General features: G+C 63.6%; 10 protein-coding genes. 7 read left to right on the top strand and 3 right to left on the bottom strand.

Going from position 1 to position 14963, the window contains the following annotated elements; translation table 11 throughout:
- Positions 1-152: 152 nt before the first annotated feature.
- The gene (locus OO015_RS08940) at positions 153-1385 is read left to right on the top strand and encodes an MFS transporter (RefSeq protein WP_265940886.1); all 1233 of its coding nucleotides are present in this window, start codon (positions 153-155) and stop codon (positions 1383-1385) included.
- On the opposite strand, the gene mutS is transcribed toward OO015_RS08940, so the two are convergent.
- Positions 1382-3979 (bottom strand): DNA mismatch repair protein MutS, encoded by a 2598-nt coding sequence (gene mutS, locus OO015_RS08935; RefSeq protein WP_265940885.1) that lies wholly within the window; start codon positions 3977-3979, stop codon positions 1382-1384. The two genes, OO015_RS08940 and mutS, sit on opposite strands and share 4 nt — an antisense overlap.
- 466 nt (positions 3980-4445) lie before the next feature.
- Between mutS and OO015_RS08930 the strand changes: the two genes are divergently transcribed.
- From OO015_RS08930 to OO015_RS08920, 3 genes are all read left to right on the top strand, one after another.
- Positions 4446-4727 carry a DUF4212 domain-containing protein gene (locus OO015_RS08930; protein WP_265940884.1) on the top strand — a complete coding sequence of 94 codons (282 nt, stop codon included), beginning with the start codon at positions 4446-4448 and terminating at the stop codon, positions 4725-4727.
- A gap of 7 nt (positions 4728-4734) precedes the next feature.
- Positions 4735-6651 (top strand): sodium:solute symporter family protein, encoded by a 1917-nt coding sequence (locus tag OO015_RS08925; RefSeq protein WP_265940883.1) that lies wholly within the window; start codon positions 4735-4737, stop codon positions 6649-6651.
- 75 nt (positions 6652-6726) lie between these two features.
- A complete protein-coding gene (locus OO015_RS08920) occupies positions 6727-6990 on the top strand; it encodes a hypothetical protein (RefSeq protein WP_265940882.1) in 264 nt (87 codons plus the stop codon).
- On the opposite strand, the gene OO015_RS08915 is transcribed toward OO015_RS08920, so the two are convergent.
- Positions 6987-7583, bottom strand: coding sequence for a PolC-type DNA polymerase III (locus tag OO015_RS08915; RefSeq protein WP_265940881.1), 597 nt, complete (start codon positions 7581-7583; stop codon positions 6987-6989). The two genes, OO015_RS08920 and OO015_RS08915, sit on opposite strands and share 4 nt — an antisense overlap.
- Before the next feature lie 77 nt (positions 7584-7660).
- A complete protein-coding gene (locus OO015_RS08910) occupies positions 7661-9568 on the bottom strand; it encodes a putative nucleotidyltransferase substrate binding domain-containing protein (RefSeq protein ID WP_265940880.1) in 1908 nt (635 codons plus the stop codon).
- 97 nt (positions 9569-9665) lie between these two features.
- Between OO015_RS08910 and OO015_RS08905 the strand changes: the two genes are divergently transcribed.
- From OO015_RS08905 to OO015_RS08895, 3 genes are read left to right on the top strand one after another with little or no spacing between them, the layout of a single operon-like run.
- Positions 9666-11618 carry an acetate--CoA ligase gene (locus OO015_RS08905; RefSeq protein WP_265940879.1) on the top strand — a complete coding sequence of 651 codons (1953 nt, stop codon included), beginning with the start codon at positions 9666-9668 and terminating at the stop codon, positions 11616-11618.
- Complete coding sequence (locus tag OO015_RS08900) at positions 11518-12594, top strand: DMT family transporter (protein WP_265940878.1); 1077 nt, start codon at positions 11518-11520, stop codon at positions 12592-12594. Before OO015_RS08905 ends, OO015_RS08900 begins: the two co-directional genes overlap by 101 nt.
- The gene (locus OO015_RS08895) at positions 12594-14945 is read left to right on the top strand and encodes a penicillin acylase family protein (protein ID WP_265940877.1); all 2352 of its coding nucleotides are present in this window, start codon (positions 12594-12596) and stop codon (positions 14943-14945) included. Before OO015_RS08900 ends, OO015_RS08895 begins: the two co-directional genes overlap by 1 nt.
- Positions 14946-14963 lie beyond the last annotated feature (18 nt).

The following is a 14963-nucleotide window of genomic DNA, read 5'->3' as shown; positions in this document are numbered from 1 at the left end:
TAGTCGAGGGCGGCTCGTGAACCATCCGGTGCGGCCGTTAGCGCCCAAAGCTGGCGTCAGCGAAACGGTCGCGCCGCGTTCCGCTAACCAGAACGGTCCGGGTGCGCGACGCTACTCGTCCACTACACTCTCAGCCGGGGAAGGACGGTCTGGTGCGCGTGCCACGATCCGCTGCAGTCGAGCACTGCCGTTTTAGCCAGTGGAGTCTGGCACCCTTCCATCTCGGTTCGCTGATTGGCCCCTACAACGGTGGCGGGTTCCCGATCGTGTTCCCGATCCTGCAGGGCGTGTTTCACGTCGATCGAGCAACTCTCTCGGTTATCGTCCCCGCGTATTTCGTCACGTTCGGTCTCTGCCAGTTCTTCTCGGGTACGATCTCTGACCTCACATCGCGCCGGGGAACCATCCTGGTCGGGTTCGCGACCTTCGGGCTCGCAGCACTGCTCTGCGCGGGTGCTCCGAACTTACCGGTATTCGTCCTCGGCTGCATCCTGTTAGGTGTCACCAACGCCTTCACGACGCCGATTCTTCTCGCCACGCTGGGTGATGCGCTCCCACCGCAACGCCTGCCGAGAACCGTCGCGGTCTTTTCCGCCGCGAACCAGAGTGGCCACCTGCTCGGGCCGCTGGTCGCCGGCTTTCTTGCCGGCTGGTCCTGGCGCCTCTTCTTCGTGTCGGTCGCGCTCTTGAGCTGGATCGCTGGAGGGTGGTTGTTCTTCTGGTTCCGTCGCTTCGGGGGAGCCGTACCGGATCGGCCACGCGTGGAGTCGCTGCGTGCGTCGCTGCATGAACTTGCCCGGGCACTCAATCGCGCGGTCGCTCAAGTAGTCGCCCTGGCCTTTCTGACCAACGCCGCCGTCATGGGTACGGCCTATTTGCTCGGGCAAACGCTCCGCGACCTCTGGCAACTGGACTACGCGACCATCGGCGTCATCGTCTCGCTGTACGGTCTGGGTGCCATTCTGTTCGGCCCGCCGGCGGGATTCCTCCTCGAGCGATTCGGCCTGCGCACCGGTTCGACGATCGGTCTCTTCGCCGTCAGCCTGTCCATCGCGACCATGGCACTCGCACCGCACCCGTGGGTGTTCGCCGGCGCCTACCTCGCACTGGGGTTGGCAGCAATGCTGACGTGGACAGCCTTCAGTACACTGGCGGTTCAGGCCGCACCGACGCATCGCGGGACAGCATCAGCCTACTTCTCGGGAGCACGCTTTCTCATCCAAGGGCTCGCACCGGCCGTCTATACCCCCACATACGGCATGTTCGGTCCTCGAGCGGTCTTCGCACTCTCGGCTGCCCTCGCGCTCAGCGCACTCGTACCGCTCCGTTCGTTCCGGCCTCACCACACCGGTGCGAACACGCCAGCTGCGGCTACCAACGACTAGCTCGTCGCCTCGTGCTCCTGAAGCATCCGCTGCAACTCGTAGAGGATCGTGAGCGCCTCGAGCGGGGTCAAGGCATCGAGCTCGAGTGCCTTCAGGCGCTCGATCACCGGATGCGGCGGGCCGAAGAGCGTGAGTTGCACCGTCACCGGTACCGCAGTCGCCAGAGCACGACGCCGCCGCCCCCGCTCGCCACTCCCCGCTGCCTCGAGCTCGGCGAGAATCTCCCGCGCCCGGCGCACGACGGCGTGCGGCAAACCAGCCAGCTGCGCGACATGAATCCCATAACTTTTGTCCGCACCCCCACGAACGACCCGGTGCAGGAACACGACAGAATCGCCCTCTTCTAAGACATCCATACGGTAGTTACGGACACGCGGCAGGACACGTTCCAACTCGGTCAGCTCATGGTAGTGCGTCGCGAAAAGCGTCCGGCAACCGAGCCGCGGGTGGTTGTGCAAGTACTCGACGACAGCGCGCGCGATCGCGAGCCCGTCGTAGGTGCTGGTGCCGCGACCGACCTCGTCGAGCACGACGAGCGAGCGAAGAGTCGCTTGCCGGAGGATCGTCGCGGTCTCGACCATTTCGACCATGAACGTGCTCTGCCCAGAGGCGATATCGTCCTGGGCCCCGATCCGCGTGAAGATCCGATCGACCAGCCCGATGCGTGCTCGCTCGGCCGGAACGAACGAACCGATCTGTGCCAGCAGGACGATGAGTGCGACCTGACGCAAATACGTCGACTTTCCAGCCATATTCGGGCCGGTGAGAATGACGATCTGCTCCTCCTGCGTGTCCAGATAGGTGTCGTTGGGGACGAAGCGTCCCGCTTCCATCGTCGCCTCGACCACGGGGTGACGCCCACCGATGATCTCGAGGGCCGTGCTGTCGTCGACTATCGGTCGGACATAGCGACGTTCGACCGCGAGGTCGGCCAGGGATCGATAGACGTCCAGTTCAGCAACCTGTTGCGCCACACGCTTGATCTGGCCGGCATACGCTGCGATCTCGCCGACGACGCGGCGGTACACTTCGGATTCGAGTGCAGCGATCCGCTCCTCAGCGTGGAGGACGAGCTGCTCGTATTCCTTGAGTTCCGGCGTGATGTACCGCTCCGCGCCGACCAACGTCTGCTTGCGCTGGTAGTCCTCCGGGACGAGGTGCCGGTTGGCGTTGCTCACTTCGATGTAATACCCGAACACCTTGTTGTAGCCGACCTTCAGCGAGCGGATACCCGTCCGCTCGCGCTCCCGCTGCTCGAGCGAGGCGATCCACTCACGCGCCGCGTGCGCCCGACTGCGGAGCTCGTCGAGTTCCGGCGCAAAGCCGGGCCGAATCACTGCACCCTGGCCGAGCGCGACCGGGGGCTCGTCCACGAGCGCTCGCTCGACGAGCTGGGCGACCAGCTGAAGATCCGGGAACGCAACGAGTGCCGCGAGCTCGGGCCGATGCCTGAGGAGCTCAGCGAGACGCGGCAACGAAGCGATCGACCGGCCGAGGTGCTGCAGCTCGCGCGGCGTGATTCGTTCCGTCAAAAGGCGATTCGCCAGTCGCTCCAGGTCGGCAATTTCGGCAAGTAGTGTCCCGAGCTGCATCCGGGCCAGCGATTCCTCGACCAATGCCGCGACGCGCTCCTGTCGCTCCACGATCGCTCGGACATCGAGTAAAGGCTGCCCCAGCCAACGCCGCAACAACCGCGCCCCCATCGGTGTGCGCGTCCGATCCAAAACCGCGATCAGCGCGCTCTCTCGTCCACCCCGGACAGGTTCCAAGAGTTCCAGATTCCGTCGTGTCGCGGCATCCAGTGTCATGAAGGAGTCAGTGCGGTACACGACGAGATCGTCGAGTTGTGGTACGTTGCCGGCCTGCGTTTCCTGGAGATACTGCAGCAAGGCGCCAGCGGCTCGCAGCGCGGCAGGCCGCTCTTCGAGGCCGAAGGCCTCGAGCGAGGCCACGCGAAAGTGCTCGTGCAACGTTTCGCGGGCTGCTCGCTCGCGCCACGCTCGGTCCTCCGTCGGCGTCACGACCGCCCCGATATCGGGCACCTGTTCCTGCTGGCTCACCGGTACGACCAATTCGGCGGGAGCGATCCGGAGCAACTCGCGCTCGATAGCTGCCGCGAAATCTTCGCCCGCAGTGCTCACGATTTCAGTCGCAGCGAACTCCCCGGTCGAGAGTTCAGCAAAGGCAATGCCAGCGCGGGCCTCTTCTACGATCAGTGCTGCGACGTACGTATTCCGTTTTGCGTCCAGCATCGCTGGCTCGGTGAGCGTGCCGGGTGTGAGCACACGCGTGATCCGCCGCTCGACCAGCCGTCGCCCGTCCGGTGTCCCGATTTGATCACAGAGCGCCACCCGGTAGCCGGCGGCAACCAGCTTGGCGATGTAGGGCTCGGCCGCATGCGCTGGGATACCCGCCATCGGGACGCGCTGTCCTCGACCGAGGTCACGCGAAGTCAAGGCGATATCGAGGATGCGGCTTGCGATTTCAGCGTCTTCGTCGAACAACTCGTAGAAGTCACCCAGGCGAAACAGGAGAAGCGCGTCTGGTACCTGGCGCTTGATCGCGAGATACTGTCGGCGGATCGGCGTCGTCATCGTCACCCCTCGCACTAGTGTACGAACGTGCACTCGGGAGTGACGACCCACCATTCGGGTGCGACTCGTCTCCACCGATTCACGACTTGGCGCCTTGCGGACTTCGAAACAGAGCGGGATTTGCAATAGTCTTTGCCCCCACCACGGGGAATACCGTATAAAGGCGCTTTATCGTGCAATAAAAGCGACCCCTCTTGACAATGCATGAGCGATCCGCTATAGACGAAATAGCCTCGTATGGTCAGGTACTGATCGAGTGAGTGGAGGGTACGCCTCGACGTGGCGAACGGAGTCGGATCCGGCGCGAGACGTCGCTGGATACGCAGCATGGTTATCGGGAGAGGAGGTGAATCGGTGACCTAGTCCGACAGGACGTAGGTCGTACCTGTAGTCATAAGGTGGTCGAGATCGGGTCGGGTTGATCACCCGGCGAGTATGCGTGGTTCGGAGGGTAGGAGGGAGACCGATGGCGAGTACACCGCAGGTCGACACCAGCCGGCTCGACGCCTACTGGCGTGAGCACTGGCGGCTCATTCTCACGCTCCTCGCGATCTGGTTCGCCGTGACCTATCTCCATCCCCCGTTCGCCGCGTCGTTGAACAAGATCAAAATTCTCACTGGGTTCCCGCTCGGCTATTGGCTCTCCAGCCAGTTTTCGGTCACCGTCTACGTCATCTTGATCTTCATCTATGCCCTGACCATGAACAACGTGCTCGACAAGAAGTACGGCTTCGAGGAAGAGGAGTAGGGTAGGTATGGCACAGGAAGCAGGCTACACACCTCTGACTCGAGCACAGCTGAGCGAATTCCGCCGCCGCCTCGCTCGGTACTACGGTGCCTTCTTCGTCTTCCTCATCGCCTTCATCCTCGTGCTCTATCTCCTCGAACGCGCAGGATTACCGCACCGCTTCATCGGCTATGCGTTCATCTTCTTGACACTCGCGCTCTACGCATTCATCGGGATCCTCAACTTCACCCGGCGTCTCGAAGAGTACTACGTGGCTGGACGCCGCGTGCCAGCGATCTTCAACGGTATGGCCACCGGTGCGGACTGGATGAGCGCGGCTTCCTTTATCTCCATGGCCGGAACCCTCTGGCTGCTCGGTTACGACGGACTCGCCTACATCATGGGTTGGACCGGGGGGTACGTCTTGCTCGCCCTCCTGTTCGCGCCCTACATTCGAAAGTTCGGACAGTACACCATTCCCGACTTCGTCGCTACCCGTTACGGCGAGCGAGCACGCCTCGCCCGCCTCGTTGCAGCGATTTGCGCGATCATCGTCTCTCTCGCCTACGTCACGGCGCAGGTGACCGGTGTCGGCATCATCATGAGCCGCTTCTTCGGTCTAGACTACCGTATCGGCGTCTTTGTCGGCCTGGCAGGGGTGCTCGTCTGCTCCTTCCTGGGTGGCATGAAGTCGATTACCTGGACGCAGGTGGCCCAGTACCTCATTCTCATCGTGGCCTACCTGATCCCGGTGACCTTCCTGTCGGCCAAGCTGACGGGTGTCCCCTTCCCGCAGCTCATGTACGGGAAAGCACTCAGCGAGATCACCCAGCTCGAGCAGGCGATGAACTTGTCGTCCTATGTGCAGCCGTTCAAGCAGGCGCTCTCGAATGCGAGCGCGATCACGGCCTTCAAGCAAATCGGTTTGACGCCACCGCAGCCCATCACCGTCAAGGATTGGGTCGGCACGCCGTGGCAGTTTCTCGCGCTCACGCTCTGCTTGATGGCCGGTACAGCCGGCCTGCCCCACATCCTGATCCGGTATTACACCGTCCCGAGCCCGAAGGAAGCGCGGATGAGCGTCGGTTGGTCGCTCTTCTTCATCTGGCTGCTCTACGTCACCGCCCCCGCCTACGCTGCCTTCTCGCGCTGGGAAGTCTTGCAAAACGTCGTCGGTCAGCCGATCAACGCCTTACCCGCGTGGACAGCCAGCTGGATCAAGACCGGGCTCCTCAAGATCACCGACGCCAACAACGACGGGATCCTGCAATTCAGCGAGTTGTCGATAAACGGTGATATCGTCGTGCTCGCCACGCCGGAGATCGCTGGCTTGCCCTTCACGATCGCCGCCCTCGTCGCGGCCGGTGGTCTGGCAGCTGCACTGTCGACGGCTGACGGACTCCTCTTGGTCATTTCGACGGCGGTTGCCCATGACATCTACGCGAAGATCATCAATCCCAACGCACCGTACGGCCGCCGCTTCCTTCTCAGTCGCATCATGATCCTGGTGTCTGCTGTGACCGCTGCGCTCCTGGCTATCCCCCAGTTCGCGCTCATCGTGCAGCTCGTCGCCTGGGCCTTCTCGCTCGCAGCCTCCACCTTCTTCCCAGTGGTTCTTCTCGGTATATTCTGGAAGCGTGCTAATGCCAACGGGGCGATTGCCGGCATGGTCGGTGGACTCATCACCTGTATCGTGTACATGGTGTGGAACTACGTCGATCCTCGCTTCAATGTCCTCGGACTTTCGCACCTCTCGGCTGGCATCTTCGGTATGCTGGCAAACTTCCTCTTGCTCATCATCGTGAGCCTCGCCACTGCGCCGGCACCCAAGTACATCCAAGACATGGTCGACCAGTTGCGGATTCCGGTCGGCGAGATGCGACTCCCCGCGCCGGGGCCCGCGCCCGGTACGGCGCCCGGTGTCGCTCCAGCTGGTCAAGACTGATCGAGACCTGCTCGCGTGCCGGAAGCCGGATCGTCTTCCGGCTTCCGGCACGCTCTCTCGTCAGAGAGGGAGCAGATGATCCGAGAACTCGTCGAACTCGTCAATTGGATACTCGCTGTTGCCATGTGGCTGGCTATCGGGCGGGTGGCCTTGGATGTGCTGACGCGCGGTTACCCAACGGTGATCGGGCGGTTGTTCCGCTTCCTCACTGTCCCGCTCGACCGGGTTGGAGAGCGTTTCTTCCCACGCCTAACCCCTGTCGCCCGTGTCGCACTGTGGATACCGGTCTTCGTCGGGCTCCGTTTGGCTCTGTTCGTCGTTCTTGTCTCGACCTCCTAGGCGAGCCCAGCCAGTCGGAGGTCCCGCAGCGTGTGTATACCCTCAGCGAACAGTTCGGTCAATTGCCGTTGCCAAACGAGGGCCGTCACATAGGCATCAGCCAGCGCGTGATGTCGGGCTGGCGGCTCGATCTCGTACGCGGCGAGCAGATCCTCCAGACAGAATCGCCCTCGATCGGCCCCCGCTTCAGGCAAGGCACCGTGGTGGGTCGTCAGCCACCGCGCGACCCGTCCCGTATCGATCCACAGGGTCTTCGGCCACGAAAGGCCGAGTCGGCTCGCTGCGCCCTCGAGAAATCGCCGATCGACCTCCACACCGTGCCCGACGAGAATCGTTCCCGCGCAGAAGCGCACGAACTCCGGCAATACTTCGTGGATTGGCGGTGCTGCCGCCACGTCGACCGGACGGATGCCGTGGATTACGACACTCTGGCCCCAATGCTCACGTTCCGGCCGGATCAGACGGTAGAACGTTTCGCCGAGTACGATGCGTGGCCCGACCATCCGCACGGCACCGAGGGCGAGAAGCTCGTCGTAGGCCGGATCGAGCCCGGTCATCTCTGCATCGAGGACGGTATACGGCAACTCGAGCATCGACGTGCTGTACAGATGACCAGCGGAATACCACGAAAGAGCACGCGTTAGGCGTGCAAGCCATTTCCGGTCGTCCTTCATTCTCCCGCCTGTTCAAGATGGAACCGCTCGCGGACAACCGCTTGTGCCCGCCCAATCACCCGAAACGCTTCCTTGAGGAGGGTCCGGTCCAGGGTAGACAGCTGGCGTGGATCGACGTGGTTCGACGGCCTCTCGCCACGTTGCAACTGATCGAGCTGCATGCGCAGCCGCAGGCCGAGCAAGAACTCGAACGCCTGTGCGAGGTCATCTGCGAGTTGACGTTCGATCGCCTGTACCTCCAGCAAGGCAAGCAAACGCGCCAGTGTATTTGTCTCTTCGACACCGTGCTCGAGCGCGAAAAGACGCACGAGATTGACGATGGCACCAGTTCCACCCATCTTCAAGTCGAGCTGATTCTTGTGCTCGCCGGACCGCTCGACGACGAAACGTCCGAGAAAACCGAGCGGGGGAGGTTGAGCAGTCGAAACAGCTGCCACATGGAAGAGGAAGCGCGGACTGTGAGATAACTCCTGTCGTACGAACTCACGCAACGCCGTTGCCAGCGCGAGTTCACCACGGACGCCTCGAAAATCGAAGACGATCAAGGAGTTCAGGACGGATTGTGGCTCCGGTACCGCCATCCAGTTGCGGAACTTGCGCTGCCAGCTGCTGAGCGGCTGCACCCACTCCGGGTTGTCAGCCGAATAGCGACCAGGACACGGCGGGAAACCGAGCGCAACGAGACGTTCGACAGCCCACTGGCCGAGACGCTCGAAGTAGCCACGCACCTGGTCTGCCTCACCTGCTGGTGGATCAGCATACAGGATTCCGTTGTCCTGATCGGTTCGAATCGTCTGCTCGCGTCGCCCTTCGCTCCCGAAAACGAGCCAGCAGTACGGAACCGGAGGGCGTCCCAGCTCTTGCTCGAGCAGCTCGAGGACACGAGCGATCACCCGGTCGTTCACCTCGCTTACCAATTGCGCGATCTCCGACGCCCGGATGCCGCGTGAAAGCAGAAAGGGAAGAAGCTGAAGCTGTGCGTGTTCCAGCACCTGCGCCAGGCGCTCGGTTCGCGTCTCACGTTCGATCGCCCGTGCCAGAAAGAGCGCACTCGTCCCCTGCTGGACGAGTAGGTCGAAAGCGGTGAGCATCCCGAACGGTTTACCTTCTTCCGTCACCACGAGGTGATTGATGCGCCTCGCAATCATCATTCGCACCGCTTCCAGCAGCAGACGGTCAGCATCGATCGTCGCGAGCGGTGTACTCATGACTTCACTGACCGGTGTTTCCAGCGAGCGGCCAGCCGCGACCACGCGCTCGCGGAGATCCCAGTCGGTGACGATCCCGAGGCCGTTGCCGTCGTTGTCGATGACGACGATCGAGTTGACACGCTCCGCACTCATCCGTCGAGCGGCTTCGCGTACCGAGAGCTCGGGTAAGCACGTCAAGAGCGGTCGTCGCGCAACAGCGCGACAGGGTGCCGACAGGACGAAGGTTCCATCCCCCGGCTCCTCGTGCCGTTCGAGAACTGTCAGGCTCGCACGGACCCACTCCCTGAGTGCACCGAGGAAAAACTGCGCGACCGCCGGCTCCGAGGCGATGAGTTCCTCCACCACTCGACGGGGAATAGCGTAGCAGACTGTATCCTCGATCGCGATATCGTCGAGTTGCCCTTCGACACCATCGACAGAGGAGAGGACACCGACCAGATCGCCCTCACTGGCGACTTCGAACACGTGTTCCTCGCCGGTCGCTGAACGAAGTGACTTCTTGATGCCACCCCGGACCACGACCCAAAGGTATTCTGGCGGACGCTCGCGACGACGGATGACGACTGTCCCCCGCGGGAAGAAGTGCACCTCGACACGTTTCGCCAGTTCGCGCAAGCGCTCCTCGCTGAGAAACTGGAAGGGGGGTGTTCGGCGTAGGAACTCGACCACACTTCCAAGAACGACGTCCTCCACACGCCACCTCACCATCTCGACAGGTCTGATCCAGACGCATTATACTCGCCTGACGAGCAGATCAGCCGATGTCACACCCGAGTCGAGGAGGTGCCAGATGCAGGTCGTGAACCCGATCGTCAGTCATTGGCGCCAGCAAGGACTCGACGATCCGGTCAGCTTCTGGGCCCGGGCAGCTGAGAAAGCGTTCTGGTTCCGGACGTGGGACGAACCCTTTGTCTGGGAACCACCGACCTTCCGCTGGTTCGTCGGTGGACAGACCAATTTGAGTTACGCCGCGCTCGATCGACACGTCCATGCTGGTCGCGGCGGGCAAGCTGCGCTGATCGCTGAAACCGAATGGGGCGAGCGCCGCACCTACACCTACGCGCAGCTCTGGCGTCTCGTCCGGCGTATCGCTGCCGCACTCCACGGGCTCGGCATCCAGCGCGGCGACCGTATCGGTATCTACATGCCCACGTGCCCTGAGGCCATCGCACTGATGCTTGCCGCAACGCGAATCGGCGCCATCCACATCGTGGTGTTCGCCGGGTTCGGCGCTGGTGCACTCGCTGACCGGCTCGGCATGGCCGGTGCGCGTGCGGTGTTTACCGCCGACGTGACCTGGCGCCGGGGACGCGAGGTCCGGCTCAAGGAGATCGTCGATCAGGCACTGGCGAGCGGCCTGCCGAGTGTCGAGCGTGTCGTCGTCCTGCGCCGGGGTGCGAGCGAGCCCCCGATGACTGCGGGACGGGACATCTGGTGGGACGACTTCCTTTCCCTCGCGGACGGGCAGAGCGACAGCCACGAAGTCATGGAATCGAACGAGCCCGCGTTCATCCTCGCCACATCGGGAACGACCGCCAAGCCGAAGCTCGCCATCCACACGCACGGCCCCTACCAGGTCGGCATCACCAGCACTGGGCAGTGGTGTCACGGTCTCCGCGCCGGCGACGTCTGGTGGGCAACGTCGGATATCGGCTGGATCGTCGGTCACAGTTATATCGTCTATGCACCGCTGCTCTTGGGTGCGACGACGATCGCGTTCGAGGGAGCGCTCGATCATCCGTCACCGGAAACACCCTATCGAATCATCGAAGAGAACGGTATCACCGGCATCTTCACCTCGCCGACCGCCGTCCGGCTGCTCATGAAGTACGGTTCGGAGCCAGCGCGCAAGTACGACCTCTCCTCGGTCGAGCGCGTTGTCTGCGCTGGCGAAGTCCTCAACCCACCGGCGTGGGAGTGGCTGCAGAAGGACGTGTTCCATGACCGTATCCCGGTCATCGATCACTGGTGGCAGACCGAAACAGCTGGCCCGGTCGTCGGCAACCCATACGGCATCGCCATGCTCCCGATCAAGCCCGGTTCGGCTAGCCTCCCGCTACCGGGTATGGACGTCGCGGTCGTTCGACCGGAGGACGGAACGCCGTGTCGACCGGGAGAACGCGGCGTCGTGATCATCCGCCGTCCGTTCCCGGGGCTGACACCAGGTCTCTGGGGCGAGCCGGAACGGTATGCCCGCGACTACTGGCAGCGCATCCCGGGCGTGTACTTCACCGGTGACGCCGCTTCGGTCGATGAAGACGGCTACTTCTGGTTCGCCGGCCGAGCCGACGAGATCATCAAGATCGCGGACCACCGGATCGGTACGATCGAAGTGGAGAGCGCTTTCCTCCGCCATCCGGCCGTCGCTGAAGCAGGGGTCACGGGCCGTCCGGATCCTCTCCGCGGTGAGGTGATCAGCGCCTTCATCACGCTCAAGCAGGGATACGAGCCTTCTCCCGAGTTGGAACGCGAGTTGATCGAGACAGTCCGGCGCGAACTCGGTCCAGTGGCTGTAATCGGCGAGATCAACTTCGTTCGCGCCCTCCCCAAGACGCGGAGCGGTAAGATCATGCGGCGGGTCCTGAAGGCTGTGATTCTCGACCGTGATCCGGGCGATATTTCGACGATCGAAGAAGAGGGCAGTGTCGAAGAAGCACGGGCGGCCTGGCTCCAGCTCAAGGAAATGCTCCGCGTCGGCGTCTACCTCGACCAGCCGCAGCCAAGCGGCGTCGAAGGCGAGTGAGGCTTTCTGGACCGGGACTCGTCTCGCCGCACTGACCGCACGCAGCCAGCAAGCGGGGCCGTCGAAAACGGCCCCGCTCTGGATTCTGGCCGCTGCTGTCCTGTGGGGCACGACGGGAACAGCCCTCGCCCTTGCGCCCCAGGGAGCTCACCCGATCGCCGTCGGTACGCTGCGGCTTCTCATCGGTGGACCGTTGCTCCTGCTCTTCTTTCGTCCATTCCGACGTCTTGCGAACACCGCGATCCCTGGCTTGCTCACTGCGAGTCTCGCGATCGCCTTCTACCAACCCGCCTTCTTCCTTGGGGTGCGTACCAACGGCGTCGCGATCGGCACACTCGTGGCGATCGGCAGTGCACCGCTCTTCGCAGCTGCCCTGCAGGTTCCGCTCGAGCGACACCGACCGACCATCGCCTGGTGCCTCGCCACGCTCTCGACGATCGCTGGTTTGGCGATCCTCGTGCAGCCGAACACCGATCGTCCCATCCATCCGCTCGGACTCCTCGCCAGCCTCAGTGCCGGTTGCGCCTACGCGCTCTTCGTTCTGGCGACTCGCCGGTGCGTTGCGGCAGGTGTCCCAGCTCACCATGTCGTCGCGATCGCCTTCACCACTGCAGCGCTGCTGCTCGTGCCGACGCTCACCTGGTACTCTCCGGTCTGGGTTACCACGCGGCGTGGCCTCGTCATCGTGCTGCATCTCGGAATCGTCGCGACCGCGCTGGCCTACATACTTTTTGCACGCGGCGTCTCGCGTACCCCTGCAGCGACGACAGCGACCCTTTCACTCGCCGAACCCCTCACCGCGAGCCTTCTCGCGACACTCGTTCTCGGCGAGCCGTTCGGTGCGGCGCGCGCGTTCGGTGCCCTTCTCCTCCTCAGTGGCCTTGCGTTCCTCGCGCTCGGCGACGATCCCCGAACGGTGTTCGGTGTCAAGCGCATCGCATTCGTCGAACGTCTGACCGTTTCGAGGAGGCGATAATGCAGGACCAGCTCGCCACGCACCTCGCACGCACACTCTTCCGCGCAGTCGGTCGCCTCGTCTTCGCCCGGTATCTCCCGATCGCGCGCGGCACCGTGGTCGTACCCGGTATCGAAGCTTCGGTCACCATCGTGCGAGATCACTGGGGTATCCCGCACATCGAGGCAGAAGCCGAGCACGACGCGTGGTTCGCACTCGGCTTCTGCCAGGCACAAGACCGCACCTTCCAGCTGGAGTTCCTCCGTCGCCTGGTGCGCGGCGAGCTCGCCGAAGTGCTCGGCCCGCCGGGCCTCACCTTCGATCGCCTGGCCCGGCGAGTCGGTTTCCGTCGGGCTGCGCTGCGCCAACTCCCGGTGATCGCCCACGATGTCCGCGCCCAGGTCGAGGCGTTCCTCACCGGCATGCGGGCCGGACTGAAGCATGGGCTACGCGGCCGCCCGCTCGAGTTTTTCCTGCTCCGCACCGAGCCGCAGCCGTGGGACGTCGCTGACGTGCTCGCGCTCGTCAAATTTCTTTCCTTCGCGCTCGCCTCCAACTGGACATCGGAACTCGTCCGGCTTCGTGTTCTCCTCGAGGACGGGCCGCAAGCACTCCAGGCACTCGATCCCGGTCTGACCGATCCCGAAGCCGTGCCTCGCACGCTCCATGGTCTCGCGAACCTCGATCTCGACGCGCTCGTCCACCAGCTCGATGCACTCCGCGCGTTCGCAGGGACGATCGCCTCCAACAACTGGGTCATCGCCGGACGTCGCACGCGGAGCGGGCGCCCGATCCTCGCCAACGACCCGCACTGGTCACCGCTGCTTCCGTCGTTCTGGTACCTCGCGCATCTGCGGACGCCCGAGTGGGCGATCGCCGGTGCGACGCTCATCGGCACACCGGCGTTCATCGCCGGACAGAACGGCTACGCGGCCTGGGGCGTCACCGCCGGTTTGAGCGACAACACCGACCTCGTTCTCGAACGACTCGGTCCGGACGGTCGATCGGTTCTCGAAGGTGAGACGCCTGTGCCCTGCCTCGTCCACCGGGAACCCATTCATGTCCGGGGACAGCGGCCGGTCACGGACCTGGTTCTCGAAACGCGTCGTGGCCCGATCGTGAGTCCAGCATTGCGCGACGTTCCTTGGGCACTGTCGTTGCGCGCGGTTTGGCTCGATCCACTGCCGGTTCGGGGACTCCTCGCCATGCACCGCGTTCGCTCTTTCGAGGAGGTCGAGGAGACCTTCGCTGACTGGCCCCATCTCCCGCTCAACGTCGTCTACGCCGATCGCACTGGACGCATCGGCTGGTTGCTCGCTGGAACCGTTCCGCAACGACGACGATCGACAGGCTTCGTTCCCATCCTGGGCTGGGAAAATCCCGAACCCTGGACCGGCTACGTCCCGGCAGACCAGCTTCCACGAACTGTCGATCCACGGGATGGGTTCATCGCTACGGCCAACAACCGTCCGCGAATCGGGGAAAACGCGAGCTGGCTCGGAGCAGACTTTCTCGACGATTACCGCGTCGAAGGCATCGCTCGTCTTCTCGCCAGCCGTACCGACTGGACGCTCGGCAGCACCCTCGCCGCCCAACTCGATACCTATGCCCTGCATTGGGAAGATCTCCGCGAGCGGTTTCTCTCCGTCACCCCGCGCGATCAGGGGAGTCGAGCGGCCCTGGAACTCCTGCGCGCCTGGGACGGGTATGTACGCGCGGACAGCCCCGCGGCAACGGTCTTCGAGCTGGTAGTCCATCAGGTGGCGCGCTCTCTGGCCCAGCGCAAGGCGCCCGGCAGCTGGCGCTGGGTTCTCGGTGCCGGATTTCACGATTCGGTCGGCGGAACGAGCTGGGGCGTTCGGCGGATCGGACACCTCGCACGTGTCCTCACCGAACCCACCGGCGAGTGGGACGATGTCGATCGCGCCGAGGCGATCGCCACTGCGCTCAGCGAGGTCGTGCGTGCACTGGCACAGCGGTACGGAGACGATCCGCACGACTGGTCGTGGGGAAGCGTGCGCCCGTTGTACCTCACGCATCCCTTGGGCGCTGTTCCCGCGCTCCGCTGGCTGTTCGACCGCGGGCCACTGGCCATCGGTGGTGACGCCAACACCATCAATCCCGGTGGCGTTTCGGCTCATGATCCGTTGGGAGCAGTGCAGTTCATCGCATCGCTGCGCTTCGCCGTAGAGATCGACGATTGGGACAACGCGCGCATCGTCCTAGCTGGCGGGCAAGCCGGACACCCCCTATCCCCGCACTATGACGATCTTCTCGCCCATTGGCTGCAGGGCGAGACGGTGCCGCTGGCCTGGTCCGAACAGGCGGTGAACCAGGTCGCTGCCGAGCGACTGACACTTGTGCCACAGTGACATGCTGGCAGGGATTCC

The sequence above is a fragment of the Thermomicrobium sp. 4228-Ro genome (assembly GCF_026241205.1).
GTDB lineage: Bacteria > Chloroflexota > Chloroflexia > Thermomicrobiales > Thermomicrobiaceae > Thermomicrobium.
This window is presented reverse-complemented; position numbering and strand designations above follow the sequence as displayed.

Bases quoted from the DNA above. Each gene is read 5' to 3' on its own strand.
- OO015_RS08915 (WP_265940881.1), bottom strand. From the start codon at position 7,583: ATGCTCGAGTTGCCGTATACCGTCCTCGATGCAGAGATGACCGGGCTC.
- OO015_RS08895 (WP_265940877.1), top strand. From the start codon at position 12,594: ATGCAGGACCAGCTCGCCACGCACCTCGCACGCACACTCTTCCGCGCA.
- OO015_RS08920 (WP_265940882.1), top strand. From the start codon at position 6,727: ATGATCCGAGAACTCGTCGAACTCGTCAATTGGATACTCGCTGTTGCC.
- OO015_RS08905 (WP_265940879.1), top strand. From the start codon at position 9,666: ATGCAGGTCGTGAACCCGATCGTCAGTCATTGGCGCCAGCAAGGACTC.
- mutS (WP_265940885.1), bottom strand. From the start codon at position 3,979: ATGACGACGCCGATCCGCCGACAGTATCTCGCGATCAAGCGCCAGGTA.
- OO015_RS08925 (WP_265940883.1), top strand. From the start codon at position 4,735: ATGGCACAGGAAGCAGGCTACACACCTCTGACTCGAGCACAGCTGAGC.
- OO015_RS08930 (WP_265940884.1), top strand. From the start codon at position 4,446: ATGGCGAGTACACCGCAGGTCGACACCAGCCGGCTCGACGCCTACTGG.